The 18,488-nt window shown below is 62.1% G+C and carries 16 protein-coding genes; 7 read left to right on the top strand and 9 right to left on the bottom strand.

Going from position 1 to position 18,488, the window contains the following annotated elements:
- Window positions 1-1,017: an ABC transporter substrate-binding protein gene (locus tag IE093_RS15550; protein WP_189470760.1), complete on the bottom strand. Its 1,017-nt coding sequence runs from the start codon at window positions 1,015-1,017 to the stop codon at window positions 1-3.
- Window positions 1,014-2,057, bottom strand: a complete 1,044-nt coding sequence (locus IE093_RS15545) for a LacI family DNA-binding transcriptional regulator (RefSeq protein ID WP_189470758.1) — start codon at window positions 2,055-2,057, stop codon at window positions 1,014-1,016. Before IE093_RS15545 ends, IE093_RS15550 begins: the two co-directional genes overlap by 4 nt.
- Before the next feature lie 572 nt (window positions 2,058-2,629).
- On the opposite strand from IE093_RS15545, the gene IE093_RS15540 reads away from it, so the two are divergent.
- On the top strand, window positions 2,630-4,333 hold the full coding sequence (locus IE093_RS15540; RefSeq protein ID WP_189470756.1) for a DEAD/DEAH box helicase: 1,704 nt from the start codon (window positions 2,630-2,632) through the stop codon (window positions 4,331-4,333).
- Window positions 4,334-4,458: 125 nt separating this feature from the next.
- Window positions 4,459-5,430 carry a DMT family transporter gene (locus IE093_RS15535; RefSeq protein WP_189470754.1) on the top strand — a complete coding sequence of 324 codons (972 nt, stop codon included), beginning with the start codon at window positions 4,459-4,461 and terminating at the stop codon, window positions 5,428-5,430.
- Here the strand turns inward: IE093_RS15535 and IE093_RS15530 are convergent.
- Entirely contained in the window at window positions 5,400-6,590 is a 1,191-nt protein-coding gene (locus IE093_RS15530) for a fumarylacetoacetate hydrolase family protein (protein ID WP_189470751.1), read from the bottom strand. The genes IE093_RS15535 and IE093_RS15530 overlap by 31 nt on opposite strands.
- 324 nt (window positions 6,591-6,914) lie before the next feature.
- On the opposite strand from IE093_RS15530, the gene IE093_RS15525 reads away from it, so the two are divergent.
- The 5 genes from IE093_RS15525 (at window position 6,915) to nanR (ending at window position 11,834) form a co-directional block, all read left to right on the top strand.
- Window positions 6,915-7,910 (top strand): sialic acid TRAP transporter substrate-binding protein SiaP, encoded by a 996-nt coding sequence (locus IE093_RS15525; RefSeq protein ID WP_189470749.1) that lies wholly within the window; start codon window positions 6,915-6,917, stop codon window positions 7,908-7,910.
- A 72-nt stretch (window positions 7,911-7,982) separates the two neighbouring features.
- Window positions 7,983-8,534 carry a TRAP transporter small permease gene (locus IE093_RS15520; RefSeq protein ID WP_189470747.1) on the top strand — a complete coding sequence of 184 codons (552 nt, stop codon included), beginning with the start codon at window positions 7,983-7,985 and terminating at the stop codon, window positions 8,532-8,534.
- 23 nt (window positions 8,535-8,557) lie between these two features.
- Window positions 8,558-9,943 carry a TRAP transporter large permease gene (locus tag IE093_RS15515; RefSeq protein WP_189470745.1) on the top strand — a complete coding sequence of 462 codons (1,386 nt, stop codon included), beginning with the start codon at window positions 8,558-8,560 and terminating at the stop codon, window positions 9,941-9,943.
- A 9-nt stretch (window positions 9,944-9,952) separates the two neighbouring features.
- A complete protein-coding gene (locus IE093_RS15510) occupies window positions 9,953-11,053 on the top strand; it encodes an Ldh family oxidoreductase (protein WP_189470744.1) in 1,101 nt (366 codons plus the stop codon).
- 61 nt (window positions 11,054-11,114) lie between these two features.
- Window positions 11,115-11,834, top strand: coding sequence for a transcriptional regulator NanR (gene nanR / locus IE093_RS15505; RefSeq protein WP_189470743.1), 720 nt, complete (start codon window positions 11,115-11,117; stop codon window positions 11,832-11,834).
- Between the two features lie 53 nt (window positions 11,835-11,887).
- On the opposite strand, the gene IE093_RS15500 is transcribed toward nanR, so the two are convergent.
- The 6 genes from IE093_RS15500 to IE093_RS15475 form a co-directional block, all read right to left on the bottom strand.
- Window positions 11,888-13,528 carry a UxaA family hydrolase gene (locus IE093_RS15500; RefSeq protein ID WP_189470742.1) on the bottom strand — a complete coding sequence of 547 codons (1,641 nt, stop codon included), beginning with the start codon at window positions 13,526-13,528 and terminating at the stop codon, window positions 11,888-11,890.
- Window positions 13,525-14,382 carry a fumarylacetoacetate hydrolase family protein gene (locus tag IE093_RS15495; RefSeq protein WP_189470741.1) on the bottom strand — a complete coding sequence of 286 codons (858 nt, stop codon included), beginning with the start codon at window positions 14,380-14,382 and terminating at the stop codon, window positions 13,525-13,527. The genes IE093_RS15500 and IE093_RS15495 overlap by 4 nt, the downstream gene beginning before the upstream one ends.
- 37 nt (window positions 14,383-14,419) lie before the next feature.
- Window positions 14,420-15,169: an SDR family oxidoreductase gene (locus IE093_RS15490; RefSeq protein WP_189470740.1), complete on the bottom strand. Its 750-nt coding sequence runs from the start codon at window positions 15,167-15,169 to the stop codon at window positions 14,420-14,422.
- A 285-nt stretch (window positions 15,170-15,454) separates the two neighbouring features.
- Window positions 15,455-15,661: a hypothetical protein gene (locus tag IE093_RS15485; RefSeq protein ID WP_422730989.1), complete on the bottom strand. Its 207-nt coding sequence runs from the start codon at window positions 15,659-15,661 to the stop codon at window positions 15,455-15,457.
- Window positions 15,662-15,802: 141 nt separating this feature from the next.
- A complete protein-coding gene (locus IE093_RS15480; protein WP_189470739.1) occupies window positions 15,803-17,380 on the bottom strand; it encodes an aldehyde dehydrogenase (NADP(+)) in 1,578 nt (525 codons plus the stop codon).
- A gap of 131 nt (window positions 17,381-17,511) precedes the next feature.
- On the bottom strand, window positions 17,512-18,399 hold the full coding sequence (locus IE093_RS15475; RefSeq protein WP_189470737.1) for an NAD(P)-dependent oxidoreductase: 888 nt from the start codon (window positions 18,397-18,399) through the stop codon (window positions 17,512-17,514).
- Between the last annotated feature and the right edge of the window lie 89 nt (window positions 18,400-18,488).

Here is an 18,488-nt window from a genome sequence, read left to right as displayed (position 1 = left end):
TCAACGCACCTCGGACAGGTACCGATCGGAGAACTCGCGCTGGGCCTCGGCCATGTCGTGATAGTCCACCGTCCTGGCGCGGGCGTAGTCGCTGGCGGGAAGAAACACCTCGCGCGCTTCCTCGGAAATGGCGCTCTCGCGCACCGGGCGCAGGTAGGCGTTGGCCCACACCGCCTGGCCCTGATCCGAGAGTACGAAGTCCAGCACCTGGCGTCCGTTGTCGGCGTTGGGACCATCCTTCACCAGACTCATCACATAGGGCACCACCACGCTGCCCTCTTCAGGGATGACGAACTCGACGTTGGCCCCATCCTTGTGGCGGGCGCGATAGGCGTTGAAGTCGTAATCCAGCAGGATCGGGATCTCGCCGGAAAGCACTCGGGCATAGCTGGTCTGCTTGGGTACGATGGGCGCGTTGTCGGCCAGCGCGTTGAAGTAGTCGATGGCGGGAGAGAAATCATCGAGATCGCCACCCTTGGCGAGGTTGACTGCTACGGCGCCGACATAGCCGACGAAGGCACTGGAGGGGTCGAGATAGCCGATCATGCCGCGATACTCGGGTTTTAGCAGGTCATCCCAGGAGGTGGGCACTGGTGCACCATCCAAGGCGTCTACGTTGACCATGAAGCCCAGTGTGCCGGAATGGATGGCGAACCAGTGACCCTCGGGATCCTTTAGACCATCAGGAATCTCGTCCCAGTGGGCGGGCTCATAGGGGGCGACTACGTCGGCCTCCATGGCCTGGATGCCGAAGGTCACGCCGTAGTAGACGACATCCGCCACGGGGCTCGCGCTCTCGGCCACCAGCTGAGCCAGCGATTGGCCGGAATTCTTGTTGTCCTGGGGAACGTGGATGCCGGTCTCCTGCTCGATAAGGCGCAGCTGGGAGCCCCAATCCGCCCACTCCGGCGGGCAGTTGTAGCAGATAGCAGTGTCGTTGGCCTGAGCGGTGACGAGCGTACTGGCGCCAAGCAGCGCGGAGGCCAGCAGGGCCTGACGAAGACGCGGGAAACTCATGGTGTATTCCTCTGGGGGTTGCGAGTGACGAGGACTTGCCGGGATGTCGGAGGCGCTCCGACGCTTTCGCCCTCACGCAGCGCATGGGGAAGGGGAAGCGGTTGGGGAGTCTCTCCCCGAATCATGGCCAGCAGGATCTGCACCGCTGAGCGGCCGATCTCTACGCGGGGTTGTTCCACGGTACTTAGTGAGGGGTAGAGGCAATGGCCAAGGTTGATGCCATCGAAGCCCATCACCGAGAGATCACCCGGTACCGAGCGTCCGGAGCGCTGCAGTTCGCCGATCAGGCTGATGGCGAGCAGGTCATTGGTGCAGATCACCGCGGTCAGGCCGTCGTGGCCTGAGAGCTCGGGTTCGAGGCAGGCCAACTCGGCCTGGGTATGCCGGGGCATCTCGATCAGCGGCCGTGGCGTGAGTCCGTGATCGCACATGGCCTGGCGGTAACCCTCGTAGCGCAACCGGGCGCGATCCGACTGCAGCAGCGAACCTGCCACCATGCCGATGCGGTGGTGGCCCAGAGCGATGAGGTGCCGGGTGGCCTCGGCCACGGCAGCGCGGTTGTCCACTCCGATGGTCGGAATGTCTGCCGCCTCCGGTTGGTTGTAGACCAGCAGGTAGGGGCAAACCTCCCTGTGCAGCTTGGCGAGTACCTCGCTGCGATCCGCGTCGGCTATGGTGAGTACCAAACCGTCGACGCGCTGGCGCAACATTTCCTCGACGATTTCGCTCTCGCGGCTGGCATCGTATTCGCTGGTGGTGACGATCAGTGAGTAGCCGGAGGCGCGGGCTGCGACCTCCATGGCCTGTAGTTGCTCGGCAAACACCGGGTTGTCGAGGCTCGGCACCATGACGCCGATCATCTTTGTGGTCTGGGCACGCAGCTGACGGGCCACATTGTTGGGCCGGAAGGCGAGCCGGTGGGCCGCCTCAAGCACCTTGTGGCGCGTCTCGGGACGCACCAGTTCGGGGCTAGAAAAGGCTCGTGCCGCGGTGGCGCGGGAAACCCCTGCCAATTTCGCCACGCTAAGTAAATCTGCCATTCGTTACCTCATGCACGATCGATGAGATCGATCTCATGAGGGCGACTCTAGTCGTGGCAAATGACGAAACGATGATGATCCGGTTGCGAATTGAGGACAGGTGCGGAACAAGCTATCGATGGAGCCTCACGTTCGCCGGAGGTGCTTAGATGGGATTATCAGAGGGGTGACGAAAAGACTAGCTAGAGGCGGGCAGCGATGATAGCATGCGCACTCCTCGCATGTGCTGACCCCACCATCGTAACGGATCGCCCTTGCCGCGGGTCGTCGGAAAGACGACAGGCAGGACGACGCTTGCAAAGACGCCAGGCAACGAATTGCGCGTCTTGATAGGTAGATGGAGCGCCCAAGTGCCATCGTTCCTCCTCGAACGGGCACGGCGCGAATGGTCGCCACAGCGGTTCGCTGGCCCGAACGTGGGCCCGAATGAACCTGATGCCAGGTGCGACCGGTGTCCCAGACTCCGCTAGACAATCTCCCCATTGCGGCAGATTCGAGCATGAACGTGTGTCGGAGCGGGGACACCAACAAATTCTGTTGCCGGTAATGTCCGGCCTACCAAGGTGTGATTGATGACCTCGACTTCTGTCGCCTCGCCGAGCTTCGGCGAATTGGCACTGCTGCCTGCCGTGCTGTCCGCTGTTGAAACCCTGGGCTACGAGACGCCCTCGCCGATTCAGGCACAAACCATCCCGGCGCTGCTGGAAGGCCGCGACATGCTGGGCCAGGCCCAGACCGGTACCGGCAAGACCGCGGCCTTTGCGTTGCCGCTGCTGTCACGTCTCGAACTCGAGCGTCGCGAACCCCAGGTGCTGGTGTTGGCGCCGACCCGCGAGCTGGCCCAACAGGTGGCCATGTCCTTTACCAAGTACGGCCAGAACCTGAAGGGAATGGGCGTGGCCACCCTGTGTGGCGGTCAGGAATACCGTGAACAGATCAGTGCACTCAAGCGTGGTGCCCAGGTCGTCGTCGGCACTCCTGGTCGGGTGATCGACCACCTCGATCGTGGCACCCTCAAGCTCGACGGTCTCTCCGCACTGGTGCTCGACGAAGCCGACGAAATGCTGCGCATGGGCTTCATCGACGACGTCAAGCGCGTGGTCGCCGATACTCCGACCGACGCCCAGCGCGTGTTCTTCTCCGCGACCCTGCCGGACGAGATCGAGCGCATCGTCAACCGCTACCTGGTCGATCCCGTCAAGGTCATGATCGAGTCCAGCGTGGGGACCGCCGAGAGCATCGACCAGCGCCTGGTGCGCGTCGAAGGCGGTGCCAAGCTCGAAGCCTTGTCACGTATCATCGAAGTCGAGCCGGTAGATGCCGCCATCGTCTTCGTGCGTACCCGAGCGGCCTGTACCACGCTGGTCGAGCAGCTCACCGCGCGTGGCGTCAATGTCGCCGGTCTGTCCGGCGATCTCGACCAGAGCCTGCGCGAGCGCACCATCATGCGTCTCAAGCGCGGCAAGGTCGACGTACTGATCGCCACTGACGTGGCGGCGCGTGGCCTCGACGTGCCGCGCATCACCCATGTCATCAACTATGATTTGCCGCAGGACAGCGAAGCCTATACCCACCGCATCGGTCGTACTGGCCGTGCCGGCCGCACTGGTGTGGCGATTACCTTTGCCGGCTTCCGCGAGACCCGCAAGGTGCGTTGGCTGGAGCAGGCCACCGGCCAACAGATGAGCGATATGCCGTTGCCTGATGAGAAGGCGATTCGTGCCCATCGTGACGAAGTTTTCCGCGAGCGAGTGGTCGGCGCCCTGACCGCTGGTACCGACGAGCAGCGCAGCCTGGTCGAGCGCCTGGTCGCCGACGGGCACGATCCGCTCGAGTTGGCCTGTGCTTTCGCTACCATTGCGCGCGCCGACGAGGCGCCGATTGGCCGGTTGCCGTCACCGCGTGCCGAACGCACCGAGCGTGGCCCTCGCGAGGGCAAGCCGCGTCGTAGCGAGGATCGCGGTCCCAGCGAGGGTATGACGCGTTATCGTGTCGCGGTGGGCCACAAGGATGGCGTCAAGCCTGGCCAATTGGTCGGAGCGCTTGCCAATGAAGGCGGGATCGAAGGTAACCGCATCGGTCGCATCGACATTCGCAATGCCTTCTCCGTGGTCGAGCTGCCCAGCTCGCTGCCGACCAGCGTACTGGCCAAGATGGCCCGCGCTCGAGTCGCCGGCCGCGCGCTGGAAATCAGTGAAGATCGTGGGGTTCCGGAGCGCGCTCCACGGCGTCGTAACGAGGATGACGCGCCGATTCGCCGTCGCGAACGCGCCTGAGGAAACCGCCGTCGAGTCGACGGTGGCAACAGTCGCAACCACACAGGCCGGGGACGTTCCCCGGCCTGTGTTTTTTAGTGGGTAGCTGATACTCGAAGTCCCGGGGTGAACCAAGGAGAGACGGCATGTGGCAACGGTTGTCGTGGCGCGTGCGCGGCTATCTGATCACTGGCGCCGGCGTGATGTTGTTGTCGCCGGATGCGTTGTTCGTAAAGGATACCCAGCTCGATGTGGCGGCCTTCATGTTCTGGCGCGCGCTGTTGTTGTTCGCGGTGCTATCGCTGGTGGCCTGGTGGCGTTACGGCAAGCGCTTGCCGGAAGCCGTGCGTGCCTGTGGTCCGGCCATGTGGTGGTGCCCATTGGCGTTTGCCGTCAGCGCTTGGGGATTCGTTGCCGCGAACCGGCTGACCGCCGCCGGCAACGTACTGGTGATTCAGAACTTGGCCCCCTTGCTTGCCGGGTTGATCGGCTTGGTCGTCTACGGTCAACGCCTGCGTTTGCAGACCTGGTGCGTGATCGTCTTATGCGTGCTGGGGGCTAGTCTGATGGCTGTCGGAGAGCTTGGTGCCGGCAGCCCCCTAGGGTTGGTCGTGGCCTTGGCGGTTCCGTTGGCGATCGCGGTCAACACCACCGTGGCCAGTGCCCAGCGTGGCGTGGACACTACGGTGATTCTGCCGTTGGGTTGCCTGGTGATACTGATACCGGCCATCGCCATGGGTGGCATGATATTGCCGTCGCTGGCGGATCTGCAGCGCCTGGCTTTGTTGGCGCTGGTATTCCTTCCCGGCGCCTATCTGTTGATCCAGACCGGGCCGCGTTATCTTCCGGGTGCCGAGGTCAGCCTGGTGATGCTTCTGGAAACCTTCGTTGGCACCCTGCTGGTATGGTGGTGGCTGGGCGAGGTACCGCCACCGCTGGCCTTCGTCGGTGGCGCAGTGATCGTGACCGCGTTGCTCGGTAGTGGCGCTCTGGACCTTTACCGACAGCGGCGCAAGGTGGCCGCCGGCGCGCCGGATCCCTGTCAAGCAGTCTCACCAGCCGTCAAGGGTGTTCTGGATACTAGAAGTCAGGGTGTCGTCTTGTTGGATGGAGAGTAGCGCTTGGCCAGGCTGGCGTGCCACTGGCGAATGCCGAAAGTCCAGGGCGGTAGGCGGTCCGAGCGGTCGACGCGGTTGATCAATGCGCCCAACGCTGGCGTGGCGATAGTCACCGTATCCCCCAGATGGTGGGTGAACCCCTGGCCTTGGCCGTCACGATCCTGGATTGGCGAGAACATTGTGCCGAGGAACAGCATGAAACCGTCGGGATACTGATGATGCGCGCCGATGGTCTGCTGGACGAGATCAAGGGGATCGCGGCTGATCTCGCGCATGTCGCTGCTGTCCTCTAGCACGAAGCCATCGTCAGCGCCTTCGATACGCAGCGAGACTTGAGCCTCGCGCACCGCCTCCAGGGTGAAGCGCTCGTCGAACAGACGAATGAAGGGGCCAATGGCGCAGGAAGCATTGTTGTCCTTGGCCTTGCCCAGCAGCAGGGCGCTGCGGCCCTCGATATCGCGAAGATTGACGTCATTGCCGAGTGCCGCCCCCTTGGCATGGCCAGCGGCGTCCACCGCCAATACGATCTCGGGTTCGGGATTGTTCCAGCGGGATGCCGGATGCAGACCGACCGCAGCACCGAAGCCTACCGCCGAGAGCGGCTGGGCCTTGGTGAAAACTTCGGCATCGGGACCAAGCCCCACTTCCATATATTGCGACCAGGCTCCGCGCTCTTGCAAGGCTCGCTTGAGCGCCATGGCGTCGTCAGAGCCAGGAGCAATGCGGGACAGGTCCTGGCCGATCACCTCGTTCAGTTCCGCCCTCAGTTCGCTGGCACGGTATGGGTCGCCACCGGCCTGTTCCTCGATCACGCGCTCCAGCAGGCTCACCGCAAAGGTCACCCCGCACGCCTTGATGGCTTGGACATCGCAAGGCGCAAGCAAATAGGGCGCGCGCTGCGGTTCGGCCAGGGAGTTGTCAAGCAGGGCCTCGACGGTGCCCAGCGATTCTCCATGAACCGAGGCGGCGAAGGTGGCGGCATCGTCACGATCCAGCAGGTCGGCCATGCAGGCACAGCTCTCCGAGATATCCAGCACTTCGCCTCGGCGCACGACCACCAGTGCTGGGCCAGGGACGGGAGTGGTGCGCCACACGCGCCCTACCAACAGGGCCTGTTCCAAGTCGTGTGGCAGCAGATCGTCGTGCTTTATTGTGCTCATTGTGCCTCCGGCATTCAAATGGCCTATGCTTGGTCTGTATGTATGATAGGTATGCTATCAACCCTATTGCCAAAGCAAGGGGACGTCAACGACATCCACAGTGTGACAGTATCGCCTTGGCTGGCGGGCCGTTTCATCGAGGTGGTCGGTGATTGGTCGCGGCTAGCGGCGAGCGTGACGAAAATTAGCGCCAAGTCAGGTTGCAGAGTGGCAGGTGACGGACTAGCTTTCTTTATGATGGTATGACACGTATACAGTTAAGCCATCAGTTCCGGTGATTTGAAAATTATCCTCGCACCGTTTTCATGCAAGGAGAACAACAAGATGGTCAACAAGAGCAATCGCCAGTGGAACCGTTGGATATCGGCCACGCTGCTAGTGGCGGGTGTGGGCACCGCCGGTATGGCCAACGGGACCGAAACGCTCAATTTCGCGCATGTCTATGAAACCTCGGAACCCTATCACGAGTGGGCGCTGTGGGCGGCCGATGAAATCGAGGAACGCACCGATGGCCGCTACAAGATCGAGGTCCATCCGGCCTCTTCCCTGGGCAAGGAAGCCGATATCAATGAAGGGCTGAGTCTGGGCACCGTGGATCTGATCTATACCGGTAACCAGTTTGCCGGACGCTCCTACGGGGCCATCGGAATCGCAGGGGCGCCGTACATGTTCCGCGATTTCGACCATTGGCGGGCTTATGCCGACAGCGAACTCTTCCAGGAGATCGCTCAAGGTTATGAGGATGCCACGGGCAACGTGCCACTAGCCATGAACTACTATGGCCGACGGCATACCACTTCCAACAAGCCGATCAATACGCCCGAGGACATGCAGGGCCTGAAGATTCGCGTGCCCAATGCACCCATGTACATGATGTTCCCGGAAGCCGTCGGAGCCAATCCGACCCCCATCGCCTTCGCTGAAGTCTATCTGGCACTGCAGCAAGGCGTGGTGGATGCCCAGGAAAACCCGCTACCGACCATTCGGGCCAAGGCATTCTATGAGGTGCAGGACTACATCAACCTGACCGGTCATATTACCGACTCCCTGATTACCATTGCTGGGGGACCACTGTGGAACCGGCTCTCGGAAGAGGACCGCGAGATCTTCCGTGACGTTTACATGGAGGCTGGCGAGCGTATTACCGACGACATCCTGAAGCAGGAGGAAGAACTCGTCTCCTGGTTCGAGGAACAGGGCGTGACCGTCAACGAAGTGAACACCGAGCCGTTCCGTGAGGCAGTGTTGCCGCACCACAACGGCGAGGCCGCCACTTGGGACCAGGAAACCTACGATCGCCTGCAAACACTTGGTCAGTAAACCTTCTCACTTCCGTTCACGACCACCGTATCTCGTCATCATGGCGGGGTGCGGTGGCGAGGAGTCTCGTCCATGTCCAACGACCGTTTGCCTCCGGATCCCGAAGCCGGCCTGATAGAGACCGAGGAAGAGGACAAGTTCGACTTCAAGGATTATGGCCCGGAGGACTATGTGACGTTGGTCCTGTTCTGGGTATTGCTGGTGGTGGTATTCCTGCAATTCTTCAGTCGCTATGTGATGGGCGACTCCATCGCCTGGACCGAAGAAATGGCGCGTTATTTCCTGATCACGGTGGGTTTCCTGGGCAGTGCCATGGCAGTCAGGAAAAACTCGCATATCGCGGTGGAATTCTTCTTTCGCTACATGCCGGGAAACGTCGGTCTGGCCATGTCGACGATCGTCGATCTGGTGAGGGTCGTGTTCCTGGTCGCGGGGGTCTTGATCACCTACAAGCTGGCCGATAGAACCAACGCCATGATGGTGTCGGTGGATATCCCCAAGAGTGTCATCTATTACATCGTGTTGGCGGGCTTCGTCTTGATGCTCGTGCGTTCCATCCAGGTCGCCATCCGTCATTGGCGCGAAGGAACGAGCGAACTGATCTTCACCGAAGATGACCGATGACAAGAATTCCCAGGAGAATCGCCATGTCAGCCCCTGCCACGTCATTCACCAAGCGGCGCGGCCTCTTGGTCCCTCCATTCATCATTGTTCTTGCCGTACTGTCATGCGCCTTTCTGGCTTGGCAAGGCCATTATCTGGCGTTCTTGTTTGCCAGTCTGTTCACCATGCTGGTGATGGGAGTTCCGATCGCCATCGGCCTGGCAGGCTCGTGCCTGATGTATGTCTATCTCAGCGGGCAGGTGCCAGACGTAGTCGTGGCACATCGCATGATCAACGGGGTCGATAGCTTTCCCTTGCTGGCCATTCCTTTCTTCATTCTGGCCGGTAATTTAATGAATAACGGTGGTATCACGACCCGCATCTTTGCGTTTGCCAAGGCCTTGATGGGGTGGATGCGCGGTGGCCTGGGGCATGTCAATGTCGGGGCCAGCATCATCTTCTCGGGCATGTCGGGAGCTGCGGTTGCCGATGCCGGTGGCCTGGGGACCATCGAAATCAAGGCCATGCGCGATGCTGGCTACGATCAGGATTTCTCCGTGGGCATCACGGCGGCGTCGTCCACCATCGGACCGATCATTCCTCCTAGTCTGCCGATGGTTATCTACGGAGTCATGGCGTCGGCATCGGTAGGGCAACTATTCGCCGCGGGCTTGATCCCTGGGTTGCTGATGGGGGCGGTCTTGATGGTCATGATCACGCTGCTTGCCCGCCGTCGGGGGTATCCGCGTGATGCCCGCTTCTCGGTAAGCTTTCTTCGTGAGTCGGCCAAGCGCGCCTTCCTGTCGTTACTGACGCCGGTAATCATCGTCGGAGGCATCATCAGCGGAGCCTTCACGCCGACCGAAGCCGCTATCGCGGCTGTCATCTATGCCTTGTTCCTGGGGGTGGTGGTATATCGCACCCTGACCTGGAGACGTCTGCTCAAGGTCAGCATGGAGACCATCGAGACCACGGCGATCATTCTGTTCATCGTTGCCGGTGCCTCGATCTTCGCCTGGATTCTGACCAGTAATCAGGTCACTCAGCATGTCGTGGCATTGCTGGGGCCGTTCTCGGACAACCCCATCGTCATCCTGCTGCTGATCAATCTGGTATTGCTCGTGGTTGGTTGTTTCATGGAAACCATCGCAGCCATCACCATTCTGGTTCCCGTCCTGCTGCCGGTGGCGGTCGCGGCGGGGGTCGATCCGGTGCACTTCGGGGTGATCATGGTGCTGAATCTGATGATCGGCTTGCTGACGCCACCGGTGGGAATGGTGCTCTATGTGCTGTCGCGAGTCTCGAACATTTCCTTCGAAAGGTGCATGCGTGGAACCCTGCCGTTCCTGGTTCCGCTGTTCATCGCCCTGCTGTTGGTGACGTTCGTGCCGGCCATTTCCATGTGGCTGCCCACCCTGATTTATCGTTGAGGAACCCTTATGAGTCACACTCAGGAGGCCGCACACGTCACCACTTCGGAGTTGGAAGCCTTCATGCGCCGAGTGCTGACACACTGCGGCGTCAATAAACCGTCGGTCGAGGCGGTGACGCGGGCCTTGCTGACGGCGTCGCGCATGGGAATCGACAGTCATGGCCTGCGCTTGTTGCCGCACTATGTGCAGGCTGTGAAAGGAGGGCGGGTGAGCCCGAATCCGCAGATGACGTTCTCGCGCCGCATGCCGGCCACCGGTTATCTGGATGCCGACGACGGCTTCGGTCACCTGGCTGGCTACACCGCGATCGCGCATGCCATTGCCATGGCCGATGACACGGGCATGGGGGCGGTGGCGGTCGGCAATTCCTCGCACTTCGGGGCCGCGGGTTGCTATCCGCTGGAAGCTGCGCGGCGTGGCCTGATCGGGATGGCGGTATGCAATTCCGATCCGTTCGTGCGCCTGCACCAGGGCCAAGGGGCTTTTCATGGTACCAACCCCTTTGCCTTTGCCGCACCGGTGGAAGGAGAGAATCCGTATTTGCTGGATATGGCGACCAGTTCGATCCCCTGGAACCGTGTGCAGCAGTACGCCGCTATTGGCCGCGAGCTACCGCCCGATGTGGCGGCCAATATCGCGGGTAACACCACGACGGAGCCCACGGAGGTGAGTTCGCTGCTGCCGTTGGGTGGCGCTCAGTTCGGTTTCAAGGGGGCAGGCCTGGCGGGAGTCGTCGAGGTGCTGAGCTCCACCCTGGCAGGCATGCTCAACGGCTTCCGGCTGTTACCCATGGCGGGGCCCGACATGTCGACTCCGCGAGGTGTCGGTCACTTCTTCCTGGTCATGCGACCCGAGGCCTTCGTCGACCTGGAGACCTATCGGGCGAGGATGCGCGAGTACCTGGCCGATCTGCGGGCCCAGCCGGCCTTGGAAGGTGCCGAGGTGCTGGCGCCCGGTGATCGCGAATGGCGTTGCCAGGCACACCGTGACGCCGAGGGCATTCCGCTGGATTCGGCCAATCTGGAAGCCTACCAGCGTCTGGCCGAGGAACTGGGGGTGGCCCCGTTGAGCATGTCATGGCAGCCGAACGGTGACCGGATGCAGTAACATAGAGATAACGACCCAATGGCAAGGGTCAAAGAGACAGAATGGCCAGGAGTCGCAACGCATGACCAGATACAAGGTGGAACGCAAGACGCTTTCCGAACAGGTGGCCGAGCAACTCGAGGCGGATATCCTCGAGGGCCGGTTGCGCGAGGACGATCAACTGCCTTCCGAGCGCGAGCTGATGGAGCAGTTTGGCGTCGGTCGGCCGGCGGTGCGTGAAGCCTTGTTCTACCTGCAGCGGCTCGGTTTGATCGCCATCAACAGTGGGACACGCGCCAGGGTGATCCGGCCCACGGCGGAAGCGGTCATGGCCAGGCTTTCCGGGGTGACGAAACAGTTGCTGGCCAAGTCGGAAGGGCAGCAATACTTCCAGGAAGCGCGGGCGATGTTCGAGATCTCGTTGGCCCGCTATGCGGCACAGCATGCCAGCCAGGAAGACCTGGCCAACCTGCGCCAGGCGCTGGAAGACAACCGCAGCGCGCTGGGCGACGAAGCACGCTTCAAGCGCTCCGACAACGACTTCCACGGAGTGCTGGCTTCCATCGGCCACAACCCGATCTTCGACGCCATTCACGTGGCGCTCTCGGAATGGCTCGACGACCGCCGTGCCCATGCCTTGCAGCGTGAGGGCGAGGACCAGGCCGCCATGAAGGCGCACACCGAGATCGTCGAGGCCATCGAATCGCGCGACCCCGACGCCGCCGAAGCGGCGATGCGTCGCCATCTGGACCGGCACTATGGAACTTATCGGCAGCTCAAACAGCGCCTGACTGATGCTTGACCGCTGAACGTGTCTGCAACTCGACTACGTTCAGCAGGCCAGTCAAACCTCCCTTATAACGAGACACCACGTTTCCACGGAATAAAATCATACTGTGCCAGCCGCACCGCCTTGGGCTGGTAGCGTCCGGAAGCGGTGTCGATGCACAGTTTCAGCAACTCGTCGGCCAGCTTATCGATCTGTGCTTCGCCACGGATGATCGGGCCGGCGTCGAAGTCGATCACGTCCGGCATGCGCTTGGCCAGTTCACTGTTACTGGCAATCTTCAGCACCGGCGCCACGGGATTGCCGGTGGGGGTGCCGAGTCCGGTAGTGAACATCACCAAGTTGGCGCCGGAGCCTACCAGGGCGGTGGTCGATTCCACATCGTTGCCCGGCGTGCATAGCAGATTCAGGCCTTTGTGTACCGTCGGTTCGGTGTAATCGAGCACATCGACCACCGGACTGTCGCCGCCTTTCTTGGCCGCACCAGCAGACTTCATGGCATCGGTGATCAGGCCATCGCGGATATTGCCTGGTGAAGGGTTCATCGAGAAGTGGGCTCCCACCGAGGCAGCGTGGCGCTGGTAGGCGTCCATCAACTGACGGAAGCGCTCGGCGACATCGGCATTACGACAGCGAGCCATCAGTTCGTGCTCGACGCCGCATAGCTCGGGAAATTCGCTGAGGATGCCGCTCCCCCCCAGTGCCACCAGGCGATCGGTCACCGCGCCCACCAGCGGGTTGGCGGAAAGCCCCGAGAAGCCGTCGGAGCCGCCGCATTCGAGACCGATGGTCAGTTCCGACAGCGGGGCCGGTGTGCGCGTGACGCGGTTGGCTTCGGCCAAGCCATCGAAGATGGTGGTCAGGGCTTCACGAATCAATTCCTCTTCGCTGCCGGTGGCCTGTTGCTCGAAATAGTGCACCGGACGCAGCCCTTTCGGGTCACGTTCGGCCACGGCGGCCTTGAGCATGCCGATCTGCGACTTCTGACAGCCCAGGCTGAGCACGGTGGCACCGGCCACATTGGGATGACAGATATAGCCGGCCAGCAGTTGGCACAGTGCCTTGGCGTCATCGTCGGTGCCGCCGCAGCCAAGGGTATGGGTCAGGAAGCGCACGCCATCGACGTGGGGGAACAGACGCTCTCGAGGTGCTGGCTCCGGCTTGGGGGCCGCCCGGCCATGCAATAGTTCCCGTGCCATGCGTTTGTAGTCGCGGTAGGGGTCTTCGCCCAAAGCATCGGCCACGCATTGGCGCAGTACTTCGATATTGCGGTTCTCGCAGAACACCAGGGGCACCACCAGCCACACGTTGGCGGTGCCGACCCGGCCATCGGGACGGTGATAGCCGTCGAAGGTCACCCCCTGGAAGGCCTCGACATTCGGAGCATTCCAGTGGTCATGCCGGCCCTGCGGCTGGCTGCTGTCGGTGGAGTGCTCGACATTGTCGGTGGTGATGGCGGCCCCAGCGGCGATTGGCTGGGTGGCGCGCCCCACGGTGACCCCATACATGATCACCCTATCGCCTTCGGCCAGGTCCACGAGCGCGAACTTGTGCTTGTGACGAATGGATTCGACGAGGCGCACGATGCGCCCTTTGTCCTCGACTTCGTGACCCCTGGGCAGATCCTTTAGCGCGACGCGTACGTTATCGGCGGCATGTACGCGTAGACTGGAATGGGCGAAGGTATCGCTGGCGATGGTTTGGCTCATGTCGTGCGCTCCTCGTCGGCCACCACGAACTGCTGCTGTTCACCGAGCCCTTCGATACCCAGGCGCATGCGTTGTCCCGGCTTGAGGTAAATCGGCGGCTGTTGGCCCATGCCGACCCCAGGCGGAGTGCCGGTGGAGATGACATCGCCGGGTTGTAGGCTCATGAAGCGGCTCAGGTAGCTGATCAGGAACGGTATCTGGAAGACCATGGTCCGGGTGCTGCCGTCCTGGTAACGATGGCCGTCGACCTCCAGCCACATGGCCAAGTCGTGCGGGTTGGCAATCTCGTCGGGGGTCACCAGCCATGGGCCCAAGGGGCCGAAGGTGTCGCAGCCCTTGCCTTTGTCCCAGCTACCACACCGCTCGAGTTGGTACTCACGCTCGGAAACGTCATTGACCACGCAGAAGCCGGCCACGTGCGACATGGCGTCGGCCTCGTCGATGTAGCGGCCGGCCTTGCCGATCACCACGCCAAGTTCCACTTCCCAGTCGGTCTTGCGTGAGCCTCGCGGGATGATGACATCGTCGTTGGGGCCGCAGATGGCGCTAGTCCACTTGTTGAAGACCACGGGTTCTGTGGGCACTTCGGCCCCGGTTTCGGCAGCATGGTCGGAGTAGTTGAGCCCGATGCAGATGAACTTGCCGACCCGGCCGACACAGGGCCCCAAGCGTGTGTCCTCTGGCACTGCAGGGAGGCGAGCGGGGTCCAGCGAGGCCAACTCGTTCAGATAGTCGCGGCCAAGGTGGGGGCCTGCGAGGTCGTTGACATGGGCCGAGAGATCGTGAATCACGCCATCCGCGTCGAGCAGGCCGGGTTTCTCGTGGCCACGTGGGCCGAAGCGAAGCAGTTTCATTGTCGTTGGTTCCTTTGCATTCCGTTCACTCAGGTATTCAGGTCAACCAGCCGCCGTCGATGATCTGAGCCGTGCCGGTGGTATAGGCGGACTCGTCCGACGCCAGGTAGGTGGCCAGGGCGGCTATCTCCTCGGGTTTGCCCAGCCGCCCCAATGGTTGGCGGGCAATGAATTCGCGATAGACGTCGTCTTCATCGCGCCCTTGCTGCGCGGCCTGGGCGCGGATGCGTTCCCTGAGCGAGGGAGATTCCACCGTTCCCGGGCATATGGCATTGCAGCGAATGCCCTGGCCGATGTAGTCGGCCGCCACCGATTTGGTCAGGCCGATGACTGCGGCCTTGGTGGTGCCATAGGCGAAGCGATTAGGCACGCCCTTCAAGCTCGAGGCCACCGAGGCCATGTTGACGATACTGCCGCCTTCCTTCTCGAGCATACCCGGCAGAAAAGCCCGGATCATGCGGTACATGGCGGTGACGTTGAGTGCCAGGGAAAACTCCCAATCGGCCTCGTCGCATTCCATTAGAGTACCGCTTGCCACATGGCCGGCACAGTTGAAGAGCACATCCAAGGGGGGCAGCTCGTTAGCCAGTGACGCGATGGCCCCGGCATCCAGAACGTCCAGACGATGCGTCTCTATGCCTGGCGTCATGGCCAGGTCCTCGAGCTTGTCGGCATCGATATCGGTGGCCATGACCCTGGCCCCCTCGCTGGCGAAGCGCAGGGCGGTAGCACGGCCAATACCTTGGCCGGCAGCAGTGATCAATGCGGTTTTGTGCTGGAGTCGCATGGCAAGCGTTTCCTGCTTGTTATTATCGTATACCTATATGACAGGATACTAGGATGACTATCACTTCGAGTATGGTACAGTTTGCGTGTCTTGCCAATGTGTTCGCGGCCATTGTGGCCTGGAATCCGCAAATGAAAGGGGGCGGCCCATTCGGGCCGCCCCCTTTCATGGCAGCGTGGTTTGTAAACCCCCTAGGTCTCGCGCTGGCCATCCACCAGCCGGTTCACCCCCAACGGGTTGCCGTCTTGCAGCGCCTCAGCAATATCCGGTATGGCATGACGCCGACTAGAGTGAGCGCACCTGCCAGGGGGTAGCGTTGCCTTTTGGCTCGAAGCGCACTGGGTTGCGCAGGGGGCGTCCCAGCGCTGGCAGTTCGACCTCGAAGCGGTCGCCGTCACGGGTCTGGATGCCATCGGCGAAACTCAGGGTAGCGGTACCGAAGAGTTGAAGCGTGGCGATCCGGATGCCTCTGAACGCGCCATGCTCGCCCACCTCGATAGCGTCTATCGCACGACCAAGGAAAAGATGGTGCCTTGAACGGCATGTTGAAATGAACGATCCCCGTGCCAGGGGAAATACAAGGGTCAGCCCGATGAGGGCGCCCCCCTTCGTTGGTGACGTGGCTCAAGTTGGCTAGACTTCGCGCTTACCGTCTACCAGCCGGGTCACACCCAGCGGGTTATCATCCTTGAGCGACTCGGGCAACAAGTGCTCTGGCAAATTCTGGTAGCACACCGGGCGCAAGAAGCGCCGGATGGCCGCCGAGCCCACCGAGGTGGTGCGCGCATCGGAGGTTGCCGGGAAGGGCCCGCCATGGACCATGGCATGGCACATCTCGACGCCGGTCGGCCAGCCGTTGGCGAGCACCCGCCCGGCCTTGCGCTCGAGCATTGGCAGCAGCGCGCGGGCCACTTCGAGATCGCCGGCGTCCATTTGCAAGGTGACCGTAAGCTGGCCTTCCAGATGCGCAGCGACACGTTGCATTTCTGAGAGGTCGGCGCACTCGACCACCAGTGCGCTGGGGCCGAATACCTCGGCCTGCAGGGCGCTGTCGGCGAGAAAGTCGCTGGCACTGGTCACGAATAGCCCACTCCGAGCTTGATGGGAGCCACTGCCGGCTTGGCCACGTGCCACCTGCCGCACATGGGGATGGGCAGCAAGCGCCTCCACGCCATGCTCATAGGCGCCATGGATGCCTGGCGAGAGCATGGTCTGGGCGTTACTCTCGGTCACTCTCATACTAGCGGTGTCAATGAAGGCTTCCAATTCCGGGCTCTGGATACCGATTATCAGCCCAGGGTTGGTACAGAATTGCCCGGCACCCAAGGTCAACGACGTGACGAAACTCGCCGCGATATCCTCGCCATGGTGCTCGAGAGCACCGGGCAACAGGAATACCGGATTGATGCTACCCATCTCGGCATACACCGGGATCGGCCGTGGTCGTGATCGGGCGGTGGCCATCAGCGTCGTGCCTCCACTCCGCGAGCCGGTGAAGGCGACCGCCTGGATACGCGGATCGGCGACCAGCGCCTGGCCGACTTCGTTGCCCAATCCGAACAGCAGCGAGAACATGCCATCCGGCAGACTGCACTTGGCTACGGCACGCTGCACGGCGCGGCCGACCAGCTCGGAGGTGCCGGGGTGGGCGGAATGCCCCTTGACCACCACCGGGCAGCCGGCGGCGAGTGCCGAGGCGGTGTCGCCACCGGCCACACTGAAGGCCAGTGGGAAGTTGCTGGCGCCGAAGACGGCGACGGGGCCGAGGGCGACATGGCGCTGACGCAGGTCGACTCTGGGCTGTGGCTGGCGCTCGGGCAGTGCCGGGTCGAGGCGCACGTCGAGCCACTTGCCGGCGCGTACCACGCTGGCGAACAGCCGCAACTGGCCGCAGGTGCGGCCGCGCTCGCCCTCGAGCCGCGCGCGGGTCAGGCCGGTTTCCGCCATGGCGCGCTCGATCAACTCATCACCGGTGGCCTCGATCTCGCTGGCGATGGTCTCGAGAAATGTGGCACGCTCGTCGAGCGAACTCTCTCGGTAGGTGGTGAAGGCTTCCTCGGCCAGGGCGCAAGCTTGCTCGACATCGGCCTTGCTGGCCCCCAGGTAGGCAGGCGTCAAGGTTTCGCCGATGGTAGGGTCGATGGCTCGAATCTCGACCTGACTGCCCCTGACGGCACGTTGACCGATCAGTAACTTGCCTTCCAGTGTCATCTTCGACTCCAGGTATGCTCGACATGTCACCGTCGTCTCTTAGCTTTAGCATGCCTGGTGAGTCGGTCAACTTGTTGACCAGCGCCCTCATCGCCTGGACGAGGGCGTTAGCATTGCGGGTTGGGTAAGGGCTAGAGAGGTAGCGCGTTGCGGCGCCTCAGCTCCCGAATCAAGGCACTGTGATCGAGGTCACCGTCGCCATTGGCGACGAGTGACTCGAAAAGGCCGTCGACCAGTTTGGAAACGGGCAGATCCAGTGAAAGCTCGCTGGTCAGTGCCATGGCGGTCTGGGTGTCCTTCAGCTGCCATTTCGCGGGGCCGCCGGGGCGAAAGTCGCCATCGATCATGCGTTGGCCGTGCGCCTTCAGGATCGCCGAATCGGCAAAGCCACCCATCAAGGCTTCACGGACCCGGGCTGGATCGGCGCCACCCCGTTCGGCCAGCAGCAGTGCTTCGGCGACAGTGGCGATGGTGTTGGCGACGATCATCTGGTTGGCCAACTTGGCCAGTTCCCCGCTACCCGACGGTCCGACATGCACAGGTCTGCCCAGGCACTCGAGGACGGGGTTGATGTCGTCGAACGTGGCGGCTTCGCCGCCGACCATGATCGCCAGGGTTCCCTCCTTGGCGCCTTGCTCTCCGCCGGATACCGGTGCATCCAGGTAACGAATCTGGCGTGCTGCTGCGGCCTCGGCCTGACGCCGTGCCGTCTCCACCGGGATCGAACTCATCACTACCAGCGTGCTCCCCGGTCTCATCGCATCGAGGATCGCATCCTCGCCCATGATGATCTCATCGCACACAGGTCCGGAGCTGAGCATGACGATAACCACATCAGCTTCATGGACGGCTTCAGTGGGAGTCGTGGCGACATCGATTCCCTGCGGGGCAAGCGCCTCGGCCTTGGTCACGGTGCGGTTCCAAGCACGTACCCGATGTCCCGCCTTGGCCAGGCGAATGGCCATTGGCGCGCCCATGATGCCGGTGCCGATAACGCCGATTTGTAATGGTTGTTGCATCGGTGAGCTCCTATATGCCCCATGCTCCGGTTGATGCTGCTCGTTGATTTATCAGAACCTTCCTGGTGGAAGGTTCCCGCACGAGCTGC

The organism is Litchfieldella qijiaojingensis, assembly GCF_014651875.1.
GTDB lineage: Bacteria > Pseudomonadota > Gammaproteobacteria > Pseudomonadales > Halomonadaceae > Litchfieldella > Litchfieldella qijiaojingensis.
This window is presented reverse-complemented; position numbering and strand designations above follow the sequence as displayed.

Bases quoted from the DNA above. Each gene is read 5' to 3' on its own strand.
- IE093_RS15550 (WP_189470760.1), bottom strand. From the start codon at position 1,017: ATGAGTTTCCCGCGTCTTCGTCAGGCCCTGCTGGCCTCCGCGCTGCTT.
- IE093_RS15545 (WP_189470758.1), bottom strand. From the start codon at position 2,057: ATGGCAGATTTACTTAGCGTGGCGAAATTGGCAGGGGTTTCCCGCGCC.
- IE093_RS15540 (WP_189470756.1), top strand. From the start codon at position 2,630: ATGACCTCGACTTCTGTCGCCTCGCCGAGCTTCGGCGAATTGGCACTG.
- IE093_RS15535 (WP_189470754.1), top strand. From the start codon at position 4,459: ATGTGGCAACGGTTGTCGTGGCGCGTGCGCGGCTATCTGATCACTGGC.
- IE093_RS15530 (WP_189470751.1), bottom strand. From the start codon at position 6,590: ATGAGCACAATAAAGCACGACGATCTGCTGCCACACGACTTGGAACAG.
- IE093_RS15525 (WP_189470749.1), top strand. From the start codon at position 6,915: ATGGTCAACAAGAGCAATCGCCAGTGGAACCGTTGGATATCGGCCACG.
- IE093_RS15520 (WP_189470747.1), top strand. From the start codon at position 7,983: ATGTCCAACGACCGTTTGCCTCCGGATCCCGAAGCCGGCCTGATAGAG.
- IE093_RS15515 (WP_189470745.1), top strand. From the start codon at position 8,558: ATGTCAGCCCCTGCCACGTCATTCACCAAGCGGCGCGGCCTCTTGGTC.
- IE093_RS15510 (WP_189470744.1), top strand. From the start codon at position 9,953: ATGAGTCACACTCAGGAGGCCGCACACGTCACCACTTCGGAGTTGGAA.
- nanR (WP_189470743.1), top strand. From the start codon at position 11,115: ATGACCAGATACAAGGTGGAACGCAAGACGCTTTCCGAACAGGTGGCC.
- IE093_RS15500 (WP_189470742.1), bottom strand. From the start codon at position 13,528: ATGAGCCAAACCATCGCCAGCGATACCTTCGCCCATTCCAGTCTACGC.
- IE093_RS15495 (WP_189470741.1), bottom strand. From the start codon at position 14,382: ATGAAACTGCTTCGCTTCGGCCCACGTGGCCACGAGAAACCCGGCCTG.
- IE093_RS15490 (WP_189470740.1), bottom strand. From the start codon at position 15,169: ATGCGACTCCAGCACAAAACCGCATTGATCACTGCTGCCGGCCAAGGT.
- IE093_RS15480 (WP_189470739.1), bottom strand. From the start codon at position 17,380: ATGACACTGGAAGGCAAGTTACTGATCGGTCAACGTGCCGTCAGGGGC.
- IE093_RS15475 (WP_189470737.1), bottom strand. From the start codon at position 18,399: ATGCAACAACCATTACAAATCGGCGTTATCGGCACCGGCATCATGGGC.